General features: G+C 68.8%; 11 protein-coding genes. 6 read left to right on the forward strand and 5 right to left on the reverse strand.

Going from position 1 to position 14,287, the window contains the following annotated elements; translation table 11 throughout:
• Positions 1–4 precede the first annotated feature (4 nt).
• The 3 genes from Q8Q77_RS10500 (at position 5) to clpB (ending at position 6,895) form a co-directional block, all read left to right on the forward strand.
• On the forward strand, positions 5–2,230 hold the full coding sequence (locus tag Q8Q77_RS10500) for an arylsulfatase (protein WP_305583522.1): 2,226 nt from the start codon (positions 5–7) through the stop codon (positions 2,228–2,230).
• Positions 2,231–2,296: 66 nt separating this feature from the next.
• A complete protein-coding gene (locus Q8Q77_RS10505) occupies positions 2,297–4,204 on the forward strand; it encodes a S9 family peptidase (protein WP_305583523.1) in 1,908 nt (635 codons plus the stop codon).
• A gap of 108 nt (positions 4,205–4,312) precedes the next feature.
• Complete coding sequence (gene clpB / locus Q8Q77_RS10510) at positions 4,313–6,895, forward strand: ATP-dependent chaperone ClpB (protein ID WP_305583524.1); 2,583 nt, start codon at positions 4,313–4,315, stop codon at positions 6,893–6,895.
• A gap of 40 nt (positions 6,896–6,935) precedes the next feature.
• On the opposite strand, the gene Q8Q77_RS10515 is transcribed toward clpB, so the two are convergent.
• The 3 genes from Q8Q77_RS10515 to arfB form a co-directional block, all read right to left on the reverse strand.
• Positions 6,936–7,310: a hypothetical protein gene (locus Q8Q77_RS10515; protein WP_305583525.1), complete on the reverse strand. Its 375-nt coding sequence runs from the start codon at positions 7,308–7,310 to the stop codon at positions 6,936–6,938.
• A 72-nt stretch (positions 7,311–7,382) separates the two neighbouring features.
• A complete protein-coding gene (locus Q8Q77_RS10520) occupies positions 7,383–7,922 on the reverse strand; it encodes a hypothetical protein (RefSeq protein WP_305583526.1) in 540 nt (179 codons plus the stop codon).
• A 173-nt stretch (positions 7,923–8,095) separates the two neighbouring features.
• Entirely contained in the window at positions 8,096–8,521 is a 426-nt protein-coding gene (gene arfB, locus Q8Q77_RS10525) for an alternative ribosome rescue aminoacyl-tRNA hydrolase ArfB (protein WP_305583527.1), read from the reverse strand.
• A gap of 204 nt (positions 8,522–8,725) precedes the next feature.
• On the opposite strand from arfB, the gene Q8Q77_RS10530 reads away from it, so the two are divergent.
• Complete coding sequence (locus tag Q8Q77_RS10530; protein WP_305583528.1) at positions 8,726–9,220, forward strand: GNAT family N-acetyltransferase; 495 nt, start codon at positions 8,726–8,728, stop codon at positions 9,218–9,220.
• A gap of 38 nt (positions 9,221–9,258) precedes the next feature.
• Complete coding sequence (gene hisC / locus Q8Q77_RS10535; protein WP_305583529.1) at positions 9,259–10,332, forward strand: histidinol-phosphate transaminase; 1,074 nt, start codon at positions 9,259–9,261, stop codon at positions 10,330–10,332.
• Here hisC and Q8Q77_RS10540 read toward each other — a convergent pair.
• Positions 10,329–10,808 carry a Fur family transcriptional regulator gene (locus Q8Q77_RS10540; RefSeq protein ID WP_305583567.1) on the reverse strand — a complete coding sequence of 160 codons (480 nt, stop codon included), beginning with the start codon at positions 10,806–10,808 and terminating at the stop codon, positions 10,329–10,331. The two genes, hisC and Q8Q77_RS10540, sit on opposite strands and share 4 nt — an antisense overlap.
• A 133-nt stretch (positions 10,809–10,941) precedes the next feature.
• Between Q8Q77_RS10540 and Q8Q77_RS10545 the strand changes: the two genes are divergently transcribed.
• Positions 10,942–12,936, forward strand: coding sequence for a TonB-dependent receptor (locus Q8Q77_RS10545; protein WP_305583530.1), 1,995 nt, complete (start codon positions 10,942–10,944; stop codon positions 12,934–12,936).
• Between the two features lie 60 nt (positions 12,937–12,996).
• Here Q8Q77_RS10545 and Q8Q77_RS10550 read toward each other — a convergent pair whose 3' ends face one another.
• A complete protein-coding gene (locus tag Q8Q77_RS10550) occupies positions 12,997–14,052 on the reverse strand; it encodes a DUF4167 domain-containing protein (protein ID WP_305583531.1) in 1,056 nt (351 codons plus the stop codon).
• Between the last annotated feature and the right edge of the window lie 235 nt (positions 14,053–14,287).

Genomic DNA, 14,287 nt, shown 5'->3' on the forward strand with positions numbered 1-14,287 from the left:
CATGATGGCGGCGAAGATTGGACGGACGCTGGCGGACTCGACTCCGCACTGGCCGCAGCGACCCGCACCGCCGAAGGGCGCGCCCAACATCCTGGTGGTGCTGTTCGACGATGTCGGGTTCTCGGATTTCGGCTGCTACGGCTCGCCGATCAAGACCCCGACCATCGACGCCATCGCCGGCGCCGGCCTGCGCTACACCGGCTTCCACACCACGGCCATGTGCTCGACCACCCGGGCGGCCCTGCTGACCGGGCGCAACCACCATTCCGTGGGGATGGGCTGCCTGGCCAACTTCGATTCAGGCTTCCCCGGCTACCGCGGCAAGATCGCCAGGGAAGCCGGGACCCTGCCGGAGATGCTGCGGGCCAACGGCTATGGGACCTACATGGTCGGCAAGTGGCACGCGACGCCGCTGACCGAGACGGGCGCGGCGGGGCCTTTCGACGGCTGGCCGCTGGGCCGGGGCTTCGACCGTTACTACGGCTTCATGGACGCCGAGACCGACCAGTATTCCCCCGAGCTGGTGCGCGACAACACGCCGATCGAGGCGCCGGCGACCTTTCCCGAGGGCTATCACCTCACCACCGACCTGGTGGACCAGTCGATCCGCTATGTGGCCGATCACGTGGCCGACGCGCCCGACAAGCCCTGGCTGCTGTGGCTGGCGTTCGGGGCCTGCCACGCGCCCCACCAGGCGCCAAGGGAGATCATCGAGAGCTACGACGTCGTCTTCGAGGGCGGCTGGGACGTGGAGCGTGAACGCCGGCTGGAGCGCCAGAAGGCCCTGGGGATCGTGCCGCCCGACACCCGCCTTCCGGCCCGCAACGACGGCGTGAAGGCCTGGGCCGATCACGGCCCGGACGAACAGCGCGTCTTCACCCGCCTGCAGAGCGCCTTCGCCGGCATGCTGGACCATGCGGACCGCCACCTGGCGCGTCTGGTGGAGTTCCTGGACGAGGCGAACCTGCGCGACGACACCCTGATCCTGGTGCTGTCGGACAACGGGGCGAGCCAGGAGGGCGGCCCGTTCGGCTTCGTCAACGCCATGGGCCCCTACAACATGAAACCCGAGCCGGTGGCCGAGAAGCTGGCGCGGATCGACCTGATCGGCGGACCCGACAGCCATTCCAACTTCCCGCACGGTTGGGCTATGGCCTCCAACACCCCGCTGCGGCGCTACAAGCAGAACACCCACGGCGGCGGCATCCGCGACCCGCTGGTGATCTCCTGGCCCAAGGGGATCGCGGCGCGCGGCGAGCTGCGCGGCCAGTTCGCCCATGCCAGCGACTTCACACCGACTCTGCTCGAGGTCCTGGGCCTGACCCCGCCGGACGCCATCAACGGCGTGGTCCAGATGCCGATGGAGGGGGTGAGCTTCGCGCCCTCCCTGGCCGATCCCACCGCGCCGCCGCGAGGCCGAGCGCAGTATTTCGAGATGTTCGGCCATCGGGGCCTGTGGAAGGACGGCTGGAAGGCCGTGGCCTACCACCCGCCGGGCCTGTCGTTCGATGACGACCGGTGGGAGCTGTTCCACTTGGACGCCGACTTCTCCGAGACCGACGACCTGGCGCGGGCGCAGCCCGCCAAGCTCGCCGAACTTCAGGCCCTGTGGTGGAAGGAAGCCGAGGCCTGCCAGGTGCTGCCCCTGGATGACCGCTTCGCCGCCCGCTTCGCCGAGAACGCCGCGCGCTATTCCGGCCCCCGCAAGCGCTTCGTCTTCCACAAGGGCATGGGGCACCTGCCCACCGACTGCGCCCCGGACGTGCGCTCGCGCGACTACCGCATCGTGGCCGAGGCCAGGATCGAGCCCGGCTGCGAAGGCGTGCTGATCGCCCATGGCGACGCCACCTGCGGCTACAGTTTGTTCGTCCGCGACGGACGCCTGCACCACACGATCAATATCGGCGGGACGCGGGCCACGGTCAGCTCCGATGCGCCGCTGGCGCCCGGCTGGCGGACCCTGGGCGTGATCTGCGCGCAGGGTGATGGGCGGACCTTCACCCTGACCGTCGACGGCGAGCCGGCCGGCCAGCTCCACACCTATCTGGGCTTCGCCACCCTGATCTCCTGGTCGGGCCTGGACATCGGCCGTGATCGCGGCAGCGCGGTGGGCGACTATCCCGCCCCCTTCAGCTTCACAAGCAAGCTCCGCAAGGTGACCGTGACCATGGACGGCGAACAGGATCTGGACGGCGAGGCCGTCGGCCAGGCGGAGATGGCCCGGCAATAGGCCGCGACTCAAGGTTGATCGCCGCCGACCGCTGCGCCACTCTGCGTGGGTTGGGGAGTGGGGCGCATGAGCATCCGGAATCTGGTCTTTGCGGCGTGTGCGGCGCTGTTCGCCTGGCCCTGCCTGGCGGCGCCGCTTGAGGCCTATGGCAGACTGCCCAACATTGAGGTGGCGACCGTTTCGCCCGACGGCGCGTACCTGGCCGTCATCCAGACCAATGGCGAGCAGCGCCGCATCCTGATGAAGAACCTCGGCACGGGGGAAATGTCCGGCGTGCTGGTGGGAGAGGCCAAGGTCCGCGACCTGGACTGGGCCGACTCGAGACACTTGCTGATCACCACCTCAACCACGGCGCGCATCATGAACGTGATCGCGCCCCGCGACGAATGGCGGCTGCTGTTCTCCTACGACGTTGAGACCAAGAAACTGCATCACCTGCTGCGGGACATCGGCGGCGGGCTCAACGTCCTCGCAGGGACACCCAGCCTGCGGACGGTCGCGGGCGAGCCCCTGGTCTTCGCCGAGGGCATCAAGTTCGACAGCATGGGACGCGGGCGCGTTGCGCTGTTCAAGATCGAACTGAAGCGCGGCACCTCCAAGCTGGTGCACGCAGGCTTCCCCGACACCCGCGACTGGCTGGTCGGGCCGGATGGCGAGCCCATGGCCGAGAGCGAATACGACGGGCGCACCGGACGCTGGTCCATCCGGGTCAAGGAGGGCGCCGGTTGGCGGGAGATCAAGTCCGGCCGCGCCGCCTATAGCCCGACCCGCCTGCGCGGGTTGGGCCGCGATGGAAAGTCGATGCTCGTCGTGGAGGACGACGGCGAGGAGACCAAGGTCCATGAGGTGAGCGCGGCCGGCGAGTGGGGCGAGGAGGTGCTGGAGTCTGACGCCTCGCCGATCCGCGATCCGGTCGGCCATCACCTGATCGGCTACTCTCGGCGCACCGGCGAGGAGCTCGGCTACACTTTCTTCGACCCCCGCGACCAACGCGCCTGGAACGCGGTGCGTGCGGCCTTTCCGAAGGACGCGGTCACCCTGCAGTCGTGGTCCGACAACCGGCGCAAGCTCGTGGTGCTGGTGGACTCACCCACCGAGGGTCCCGCCTATTCACTGGTCGACCTGGACGCCAGGAAGGCCACCTGGATCGGTGGGGAGTACGAAGGCGTGGAGCCTGGAGAGCTCGCCACGGTCCGCCCGATAAGGTTCAAGGCTGCGGACGGCCTGGACCTGAGCGGTTATCTGACGACGCCGAATGGCCGGCTGGCCAAGGCGTTGCCGCTGGTGGTCCTGCCGCATGGCGGGCCCGCCTCACGCGACACCGCCGCGTTCGATTGGTGGTCGCAGGCCCTGGCTTCGCGCGGCTACGCCGTACTGCAGGTCAACTTCCGGGGCTCCGACGGTATGGGACGCGAGTTCCTGGAAGCCGGCTTCGGCCAATGGGGCCGCAAGATGCAGACCGACCTCTCCGATGGGGTGCGCCACCTCACCGCCCAGGGGGTGATCGATCCCAAGCGGGTCTGCATCGTAGGGGCGAGCTACGGCGGCTACGCGGCGCTGGCAGGCCCTAGTCTCGATCCGGGAGTCTATCGCTGCGCCGCTTCGGTGGCTGGCCTCTCCGACCTGACGCGGTTCGTGGCCTGGACCCGGGATCAGAACGGCGCCAGCTCCCAACGCTATTGGACGCGGTTCATGGGGACCAGCGACCCCAAGGACGCCGTGCTGGGTCAGATCTCTCCGGCGAACCACGTCGACAAGATCAATGCGCCAATTCTGCTGATCCACGGTCGAGACGACACGGTGGTGCCGTTCTCACAGTCCGCGATCATGGCCGAGGCGCTCACCAAGGCCGGCAAGCCCGTGGATCTGGTCACCCTGCCCGGCGAGGATCACTGGCTCTCACGCGGCGAAACCCGGCTGCAGATGCTGAACGCGATCGTCGCCTTCCTGGAGAAGCACAACCCGCCGACCTAGGCGGGATCGTGATCCCTTGTGTTGCGTTATGGCCACACTACATCGGGTCATGCCGGCGTTGCGCTTGATCAAGGCGATGCCTGCAAATCCGCCTATCCAGGGGACAGCATGAACATCGATCTCTATTCCGATCGCGCCAAGCAGGCGATCCAGTCGGCGCAGAGCCTCGCGCTTGCGAGGCGCCATCAGCAGCTCGCACCGGAGCATCTGCTCAAGGTCCTGCTCGAAGAAAAGGATGGCCTCAGCGGGGCCCTGATCCAGAGCGCCGGCGGACGGCCCGAGGCCGCCGACAAGGCCGCCGACGTGTTGCTGGCCAAGCGGCCCAAGGTCGAGGGCGGCTCGGGCCAACTCTACATGACGCCGGAGGTCGCGCGCATCTTCGCCGACGCCGAGGCCGGGGCGAAGGCCGCCGGCGACGCCTTCGTCACCACCGAACGCCTGTTGATCGCCATCGCCAAGGAAGGCGGCGACGCCGCCAAGGTCCTGACCGAGTCCGGCGTCAACGCCGCGGCCCTGGAAGAGGCCGCCACCGCCATGCGCAAAGGCAAGACCGCCGACTCGGCCTCGGCCGAGGAAGGCTATGACGCGCTCAAGCGCTATGCACGCGACCTGACCCAGGCCGCCCGCGACGGCAAGCTCGACCCGGTCATCGGCCGCGACGAGGAGATTCGCCGCACCATCCAGGTGCTGAGCCGCCGCACCAAGAACAACCCGGTCCTGATCGGCGAGCCCGGGGTCGGCAAGACCGCCATCGTCGAGGGCCTGGCCTTGCGCATCGTCAACGGCGACGTGCCCGAGAGCCTGAAGGAGAAGCAGCTTCACTCCCTGGACATGGGTTCGCTGATCGCCGGCGCGAAATACCGTGGCGAGTTCGAGGAGCGGCTGAAGGCGGTGCTGAACGAGGTCACCGCGGCCGAGGGCTCGATCATCCTGTTCATCGACGAAATGCACACTCTGGTGGGGGCCGGGAAATCAGACGGGGCCATGGACGCCTCGAACCTGCTCAAGCCCGCCCTGGCGCGGGGCGAACTGCATTGCGTCGGCGCCACCACCCTCGACGAGTACCGCAAGCACGTGGAGAAGGACGCCGCGCTCGCGCGCCGCTTCCAGCCGGTGTTCGTCTCCGAGCCGACGGTCGAGGACACCGTCTCGATCCTGCGCGGCCTGAAGGAGAAGTACGAGGTTCACCACGGGGTGCGCATCTCCGACGCCGCCATCGTGGCCGCCGCGACGCTGTCGCACCGCTACATCGCCGACCGGTTTCTACCCGACAAGGCCATCGACCTGATCGACGAGGCCGGCAGTCGCGTACGCATGGCCGTCGACTCCAAGCCCGAGGAGCTGGACGAGATCGACCGGCGCATCGTGCAGCTGAAGATCGAGCGCGAAGCCCTGGCGCGGGAGACCGACGCGGCCTCCAAGGCCCGGCTGGAAAAGCTGGAGGAGGAGCTCGACGACCTGGAAGGCCAGTCGGCCGAGATGACCGCGCGCTGGCGTTCGGAAAAGGAAAAGGTCTCGTCGGCCGCCCAGGCCCGCGAAGCCCTGGACCGGCTGCGCGCCGAACTGGTGACGGTTCAACGCCGCGGCGACCTGCAGCGCGCCTCGGAGATCGCCTATGGCGAGATCCCGGCCCTGGAACGCCGGCTTGAAACCGAGGAGGCCGCAGCCGCCGAGAACCCGATCAGCCCCGAGGTGGTCGACGCCGAGCAGATCGCCGCCGTCGTCTCCCGCTGGACCGGCATTCCGGTCGAGAAGATGCTGGAGGGCGAGCGCGAGAAGCTGCTGCAGATGGAGGACGCTTTGCGCGGCCGGGTGGTGGGACAGCAAGAGGCCCTGGTCGCCGTCTCCGACGCCGTGCGGCGCGCGCGGGCCGGCCTACAGGACCCGCATCGGCCCATCGGCTCGTTCCTGTTCCTGGGCCCGACGGGCGTGGGCAAGACCGAGCTCACCAAGGCGCTGGCCGAGTTCATGTTCGACGACGAGGCGGCTATCACCCGCATGGACATGAGCGAGTACATGGAGAAGCACTCGGTCAGCCGGATGATCGGCGCGCCGCCCGGCTATGTCGGCTACGACGAGGGCGGGGCGCTGACCGAGGCCGTGCGCCGCCGACCCTATCAGGTGGTGCTGTTCGACGAGGTGGAGAAGGCCCACCCGGACGTCTTCAACATCCTGCTGCAGGTCCTGGACGATGGGCGCCTGACCGACGGCCAGGGCCGTACGGTCGACTTCCGCAACACCATCCTGATCATGACCTCGAACCTCGGCTCCGAGTTCCTGGCAAATCAGGGCGAGGGCGCGGATGTCGACGAGGTCCGGCCGATGGTGATGGACGTGGTCCGCCGCCATTTCCGGCCGGAGTTCCTGAACCGGATCGACGAGATCATCCTGTTCAAGCGGCTGGGCCGCGCGGCGATGGACGACATCGTCAAAATCCAGCTCCAGCGGCTGGAGAAGCTGCTGGCCGACCGGCGGATGTCCATCGCCCTGGATGGCGCGGCGACCCATTGGCTGGCCGAGAAGGGCTACGACCCGGTCTATGGCGCCCGGCCGCTGAAGCGGGTGATCCAGAAGGACCTGGTCGACCCCATCGCCCGCAAACTGCTGGCCGGCGATCTGGAGGATGGCTCCGTCATCCAGGTCGGGGCCTCAGGCGATGGCCTCCTGATCGGCAAGGCGAAGGTGCACTAAGGCGAACGCCCCGGGTCATCCCGGGGCGTTTGGCTGTCGGCTACCAGCAGCGCCTAACCCGGACATAGCCCCCGTAGTAGGGGTCCCATTGGGTGTAGGTGCGGCAGTTCGAACGGCGGTGTCGCGGGGCGTAGTAGCCGTAGGCCGGCGGTCCGTAGTAGCGCCGGTCATAGTAGCCGCGAGGGTAGTAACCCCGGTCATAGTAGCCATCGCGATAGTAGTACCCGTCGCGGTAGCCACGATCACGGCTACTGGACGCCAGGGCCGCGCCGATAGCCAAGCCTGCGACGCCGGCGGCTATGGCCGCACCGTCGTCATTGTTGCGATGGCGGCGGCGGTCGGCGGCCTCTGCGCCCGTGGCCAGGGCGCCGGCGAACATCACGGCCGCCAGGCTGGTGGCGATCAATTTGCGCATCTTCGCCTCCATGCGGATTTGCGCGTCCCTCGAGGGGTTAACGCACAAGCCCGCCAGGGGGTCCCGCCAGCCCTAGAGTTCGACGCCCACCGGCTTGCCGCCGCGGATCTCGACACGGCGCATGATGGCGATGTCGGGTCCTCTGGCCGGCGCGATCGGCTTGGCGACCGTGATGACGAACCAGGCTCCGTTCGGCAGGCCCGAGAACGAGAACTGGCTGTTGGCGTCGCACACCGTGCGCTTCACGAAGGCGGAATAGTCGCCGCTGGGGGCCGAGGGCGTGCGCGCCCGGACATCGGCCGCCGGCAGGGCCGCGCGCTCGGGCGACAGGTAGAGGATGGTCATCCGCCGCCGGCTCCAGAGGGTCTCCGGCGTCAGCACCACACCGGCGCCGGCGCAGCTGTAGCGGGCGGGACCGGCGCGATAGGTCAGGCGGCCCTCGACGCGACCCTTGCCCGGCACGGCCGACCACGAGAAGTCCCCGGGCCGGAACACGGCGGAGGATGGCGGCACCTCACGTGGACGCGGCGGAGGCGGCGGGGGACCCAGGGTGGGCGCGCAGGCGGCGACCAGAAGCAGGGCGGCGAGGGCGGAGGTAAGGGGTCGGAACATGGCGGGCGCACCATAGGCAAGGCAAGGGTCGCGCGCCAAGGCCTTAGACCCCTTCCGTTTCAGATGGAATCATCTGATCGGATGAAAAGGGTCTGACTTCAAAAACTTAGAGCGTGACGGGCGCCTGAACCGGTATCCACTTCAGGCTGTCACGCTCTAGGCGTCCGAGCCGTTCAATCCTCGCCGGTCACCCGGCCGCGGTTCGACTTGATGCCGCCGCGCCGGACCTTCGCCTCGACCCGGCGGATCTTGGAGGCCTTGGTCGGCTTGGTCTTCTTGCGAGGCGGCGGTGGAGGCTCGGCGGCCTTGCGGATCAGCTCCAGCAGCCGGGCCAGGGCGTCGGCGCGGTTACGCTCCTGGGTGCGATGGGTCATGGCCACCAGGACCAGCACCCCGTCCTGGGTGATCTTGCGGCCACCCAGCTTCATCAACCGGATCGCGACGTCGTTGGGCAAGGACGGCGAACCGCGCACGTCGAAGCGCAGCTCCACGGCGGTGGAGACCTTGTTGACGTTCTGGCCGCCGGGACCGGCCGAACGGATGAACCGCTCCACGACTTCGTCGTCCGACAGGCTGATGTTGGGGGTGACTTCGATCACCGGCTTTTCTGATTCCCCTATCCGAACTAAGCTTAGCCCATGCGCGCCGCGATCTTCATGCACGTAACGCTTTGCACCGCCCAGGCCGGGCCGGTGGGAGACGTCGTGCGCTGAGGGTCAGCGTCGCCTTCGAACACCAGCCCCGCCGGCGACGGACGGGGCTTTTTCCTTGGCCCCGTCTCCCCGGCTTCAAGGAGAGACGAGATGAGTCAGGACATATTGGTGCGCGCCCGCGAGCCCGAGGACGCCACAGATGTCGCCGAACTACTGAACCAGCCGAGGGCGGTGTGGGGAACGCTCCAGACGCCTTTCACCAGCGTCGACGAACGGCGAAAACGGATGGCGGCCCTGCCGGCCGGCCACACCAACTTCGTAGGCGTGGTCGAGGGCAAGGTCGTGGGGACCCTGGGCATGAACCGGCTGGAGGGACGGCGCGCCCATGTCGGCACGTTCGGCATGGCCGTCCACGACGCCTATGCCGGCCAAGGGGTCGGGACCGCCTTGATGTCAGCCGCCGTCGACCAAGCCGACAGGTGGTTGAACCTCAGGCGGATCGAACTCACCACCTGGACTGACAACGCCCGCGCCATTGCGCTCTACGAGCGGTTCGGGTTCGAGCGGGAAGGGGTGCTGCGCGGCTACGCCTGGCGGGACGGCGACTATGTCGACGCCCTCGCCATGGCCCGGCTGAGGCGCTAGGTCGTGATGCTCGCCACCGCCAGACCGGGACAGGACCGATGAGCCGTTTGTGGAGCCGTCTGGTTCACGACCTGAGGCCCTATGCGCCGGGCGAGCAGCCCCGCATGCCGGACCTGGTCAAGCTCAACACCAACGAGAGCCCCATCGGTCCCTCGCCGCGGGTGCTGGACGCGATTCGCGCCGAGGCGGCCGAGACGCTGCGCCTCTATCCCGACCCGGAGGCCACGGCGCTCCGGCACGCCCTGGCCGCCTATCACGAGGTGGCGCCCGAGCAGGTGTTCGTCGGCAACGGCTCGGACGAGGTGCTGGCCCACGCCTTCGCCGCGCTGCTCAAACACGATGCGCCGCTGCTGTTCCCGGATGTCACCTACAGCTTCTATCCGGCCTATTGCCGGCTGTTCGGCATCGAGCATGCGACCGTCGCGCTCGATGAGGCCCTACGGGTCCGGGTCGCCGACTATAGGCGGCCGGCTGGCGCGATCATCCTGGCCAATCCCAATGCGCCCACGGGCGTCGCGCTTTCGCGAGCGGAGATAGCAGGTCTGCTGGATGACCACCCGGACCTGCCGGTGGTGATCGACGAGGCCTATGTCGACTTCGGCGCCGAGACCGCCATCCCGCTGATCGTCGCCCATCCCAACCTGCTGGTGGTCCGCACCATGTCGAAGTCCCGGGCGCTCGCGGGCCTGCGGGTCGGATACGCGATCGGCGATGCGGCCCTCATCGAGGCGCTGGGTCGGGTGAAGGACAGCTTCAACTCCTACCCGCTCGGCCGGCCCGCCCAGGCTGGCGCGATCGCGTCGCTGGAGGACGAGGCGTTCTTCCAGCAAGGCTTGGCCGAGATTGTCGCGAGCCGCGCGCGGCTGAACCGGGGGTTGGTCGAGCTTGGCTTCGAGGTCCTGCCGTCCAGAGCCAACTTCCTATTCGCCCGGCATCCGGCGCATGGCGGCGCGGCGTTGGCGGCGGCCTTGCGCGAGCGCGCCGTGCTCGTGCGCCACTTCGCGGCCCCGCGCATCGCCGACCACTTGAGGATCACCGTGGGGACCGACGCCCAGACCGAGCGGTTGCTGTCGGTCCTGTCGCGCTTGCTGGAAACGGGGGTGCGCGCCTAGTTCCGGCAGGCGGCGCAGCGGCCCCTGGCTTCCAGAGTGATGCTGGCGACCTCGTAGCCGGCCTTGCGGGCGGCTGCGAGCTGGGCGGTGAAGTCGGGTTCGAACTCCTCCGCCGCCCCGCAACAGTCGCAGATCAGGAAGGCCGCGCGATGGCTCTGGCCGTCGATACGGCAGGGGACATAGGCGTTCAGGCTCTCGATGCGGTGGGCGAAGCCCAGGCGCTCCAGGAACTCCAGCGCGCGATAGACCGTCGGCGGCTTGGCGGGCTCGCCCTGGGCGCCGAAGGCGGCGATCAGGTCATAGGCCTTCTGCGGCGCGTTGGATTCGAGCAGCAACTCCAGCACCCGGCGTCGCGGGGCGGTGAGCCGTTCCTGGGTCGCGGTGCAACGGTTCTCAGCCGCGCCCAGGGCGTGGCTGAGCGCGTGGCCCCTAAGACCCGGATGCGCGCCGTCGGCGTGGTGGCACTCTGATCCCATGTCCATCAGCTAAACACCCTTTCGCGCGTTCGCAACCATCGCGGCTTGACGGTCGGTTATGTTATCTCATAACAGAAGTGTTATTACGTAACAGGGCGGCCGATCGCCCGCCCCTGGGTTGCAGGACCGCCGCATGACCAAGACCGCCCTGTTCGCCGCCGCTGGGGTCATCGCCCTGATCGCCGGCCCCGCCTTGGCGGAGGACGCGGCGCCCCCCACGGGGTTCAAGAGCGTCTCCGAGGTGGTGGTCACCGCCGCGCCCTATGTGGTCTCGATGGACTCCACCACCACCAGCGTCGACGTCATCAAGCGCGAGGACCTGGACACCGCCGCCCCCGGGGGGCTGGGCGACGTGCTCTCAGGCCTGCCCGGGGTTCGCTCCACCTTCTTCGGACCCGGCGCGAGCCGCCCGGTGATCCGCGGTCTGGCAGGGCCGCGGGTGCTGGTCCTGACCAACGGCGTCGGCATGATCGACGCCTCCTCGCTGTCGCCCGACCATCAGGTGGCCACCGATCCGCAGGAGGCCGAGCGGATCGAGGTGCTGCGCGGGCCCTCGGCCCTGGCCTATGGCGGCTCGGCCATCGGCGGCATCGTCAACATCATCGACGACCGGATCCCCAGCAAGGTCGAGACCGGCGTCCACGGCCGGGTCCTGGGCTCGGTGTCCAGCGTCGACGAAGGCCGGCTGGCCGCCGCGGCTTTCAAGGCCGGGGTCGGAAACTGGGTGTTCAGCCTCGACGGCCTGCGCAAGGAAAGCGGCGACTACACCGTTCCGGTCGGCCAGATGTCGCGCCGCCTGGCGGCGGCCGAAGGCCTGCCAGAGCCCGGCCGCTCGGAGACTGAGGTGATCAACAGCGCCGTGGAGCTCACGGCCTTCGGGGGCGGGGTCTCCTATGTCGGCGCCGTGGGCTTCGGCGGGCTCTCCATCAAGCACACCGACACCACCTACGGCGTGCCCTCCGAGGAGGAGGTGACCATCGGCCTGGAGCAGACCCGGGTCGACGCCAAGGCGGAGTTCGCCCTGGACCTGGGCCCGTTCGAGAAGGTCAAGCTGGCCGCCGGCTGGGCCGACTACACCCACACGGAGTTCGAGGGTGAGGAGGTGGGGACCACCTTCTTGTCCGACGGCTGGGAGGGCCGGGCCGAACTCGTCCAGCCCGACCGCGGTGGCTGGCAGGGCGCCGTGGGCGTCCAGGCCCTGCTGCGCAACTTCGACGCCATCGGCGAAGAAGCGCTGATCCCAAAGACCAAGATCACAGAGCAGGGGATCTTCACCCTGCAACGGTTGGATCGCGACGTCTGGGGGATCGAGGGCGGTCTGCGGGTCGACAAGCGCAAGCTGGACAGCCTGGCCGGCGAGCGCGACTTCACCAATGTCTCGGGTTCCGTGGGGTTGTTCGCCCGTCCGGCCGAGGGGTGGTTCGTCGGCGCCAGCGTGTCGCGCACCAGCCGCGCGCCCACCGAGGAGGAGCTGTTCTCGGAAGGCGCTCACCCGGCCACCCGCGCCTTCGAGATTGGCGACGCCAGCCTGGACAAGGAGGTCTCGTTCTCCTTCGACGCCACTGTCCATTATGACGGAGGCCCCTGGGATGTGGATCTGCACGCCTTCGCGGTGAAGTACGACGGTTTCATCGACCTGGTTCCCACCGGCGTGGTCGACCCCGACTCCGGCTTCCCGATCTTCCAGTTCCTGCAGACCGACGCCGAGTTCTACGGGACCGAGGCCGAGGTCGGCTATCGTTTGTGGCAGGACGGTGAGCGCAGCCTTCGGCTGGAGGGGTCCGCCGACTATGTGCGCGGCGACACCGACCGCGGGCCGGCCGTGCGCATCCCGCCCTGGTCGGCGACCGCGCGCGCGGTGTTCGAGGGCGCCTGGTGGACCGGCACGCTGGAACTGCGCCAGGTGGGCGAGCAGGATGAGGTGGCGGCCTTCGAACTCCCCACCGACAGCTACCGGATGCTGAACGCCTCGCTGGTGATGCGACCGTTCGCCGACAAGGGCCTCAAGGTCTTCGTGGACGCCCGCAACATCAACGACACCGAGGCGCGCGAACACACCTCGTTCCTCAAGGACCTGGCGCCCCTTCCGGGGCGGAACATCCGGCTCGGGGTCGGCTACACCTTCTAGGAAAAAGGACGCCCGCCGATCAGGGCGGGCGTCCTCAATTCGTCGGCCGTGGCCGATGGCTTAGGCGTCTTCGGTCTCGCTGGAAGCCGGACCTTCTCCGCCCTCGAAGCTGCGCGGAGCGCGGCGACGCTTGGCCTTGGGCTTTTCCTCGCCGGCGTCATCCGCCGGTTTGGCTGCGGCGCGAGGCGCCTTCGGGGCCTTCAGGAAGGCCGGGGCGTGGCTCTCGCCGCCATCGTCGTCGCGCAGGACTGGAGAGGCCTGCTCGTCGCGCGCCACCAGGGGCGAGGCCTTGGGCTCGACCACCGCCAGGGGATCGCGGTCCGGGCGATCGGCGCGATCACGGTCCCGGTCGAAACGCTCGCGGCGCGGCGGACGGTCGTCTTGAGCGGCGCGGTCTTCGCGGGGACGTTCGTCGCGCGGGCGATCATCCCGGGGACGCTCGTCACGCGGGCGTTCGTCACGGGGACGCTCGTCGGCGCGGGCCGGACGGTCGTCGCGCTGCGGCTGCTGGCCATCGCTCCGGGGGCGGTCGTCGCGATCACGCCAGCGGTCGCGGCCACGGTTCTGGCCTTGGCCCTGACCTTGGCCCTCGAAACGGTCGGCGCGGGGCCGATCGTCACGCTGGCGGTCGTCACGGGGCCGCTGCTCTTCGCGGGGACGTTCGTCGCGCCACCGTTCGGGGCGCGGTTGCTGGCCTTCGCCGTCGTTGTCGGCATTGTCGCCTTCGGCCTCGGCGGCCGCGGCGTCCGCGGCGGCGGCGGCCTGGGCGCCGCTCTCATCCTCGAAATCGATGTCGAAGCCCGACGTGATGCTGTCGCGGCCCAGGATATCGCTGGCCGGACGGGTGGGCTGCATGGCCCGCACCACCCGGAAATAGTGCTCGGCGTGCTGCAGGTAGTTTTCCGCCAGCACCCGGTCGCCGCCCGACGAGGCGTCACGCGCGAGCTGCTGGTACTTCTCGAAAACATGCTGGGCGTTGCCGCGCACCTTGGCGCCTTCGGGGCCGTTCGAATCGAAGGCCCGGTTGGCGTTCTGCTGCTGTGGCTTACCGCCACCGCCACCGCCGCCGCCGCGATTGCGGCCGCGCTGGCGCTTCATACCCTTGAAATCTCTCATTCTTTGCTGATCATCCCGCTGCGCCCCCGCTATGCAGGCGGCGCGCGGTCTATCCTCTCGCCTTGGGTCGGGCGACATCGCCCGAAATCCGTGTTGAAGACGTAAGTGTTCCCCGTCGTCCGCCCTGACCTTTAGGCGCGTGACACGCGATCCGCGCGCCTGCCGAGGCGTTGTCCGTTCTGGGTCCCAGAACGTGCGAAACCCGGCGAATTGGGTGGAGACAGGAGAAAGACTT

The sequence above is a fragment of the Phenylobacterium sp. genome (assembly GCF_030698145.1).
Taxonomy (GTDB): Bacteria; Pseudomonadota; Alphaproteobacteria; order Caulobacterales; family Caulobacteraceae; genus Phenylobacterium.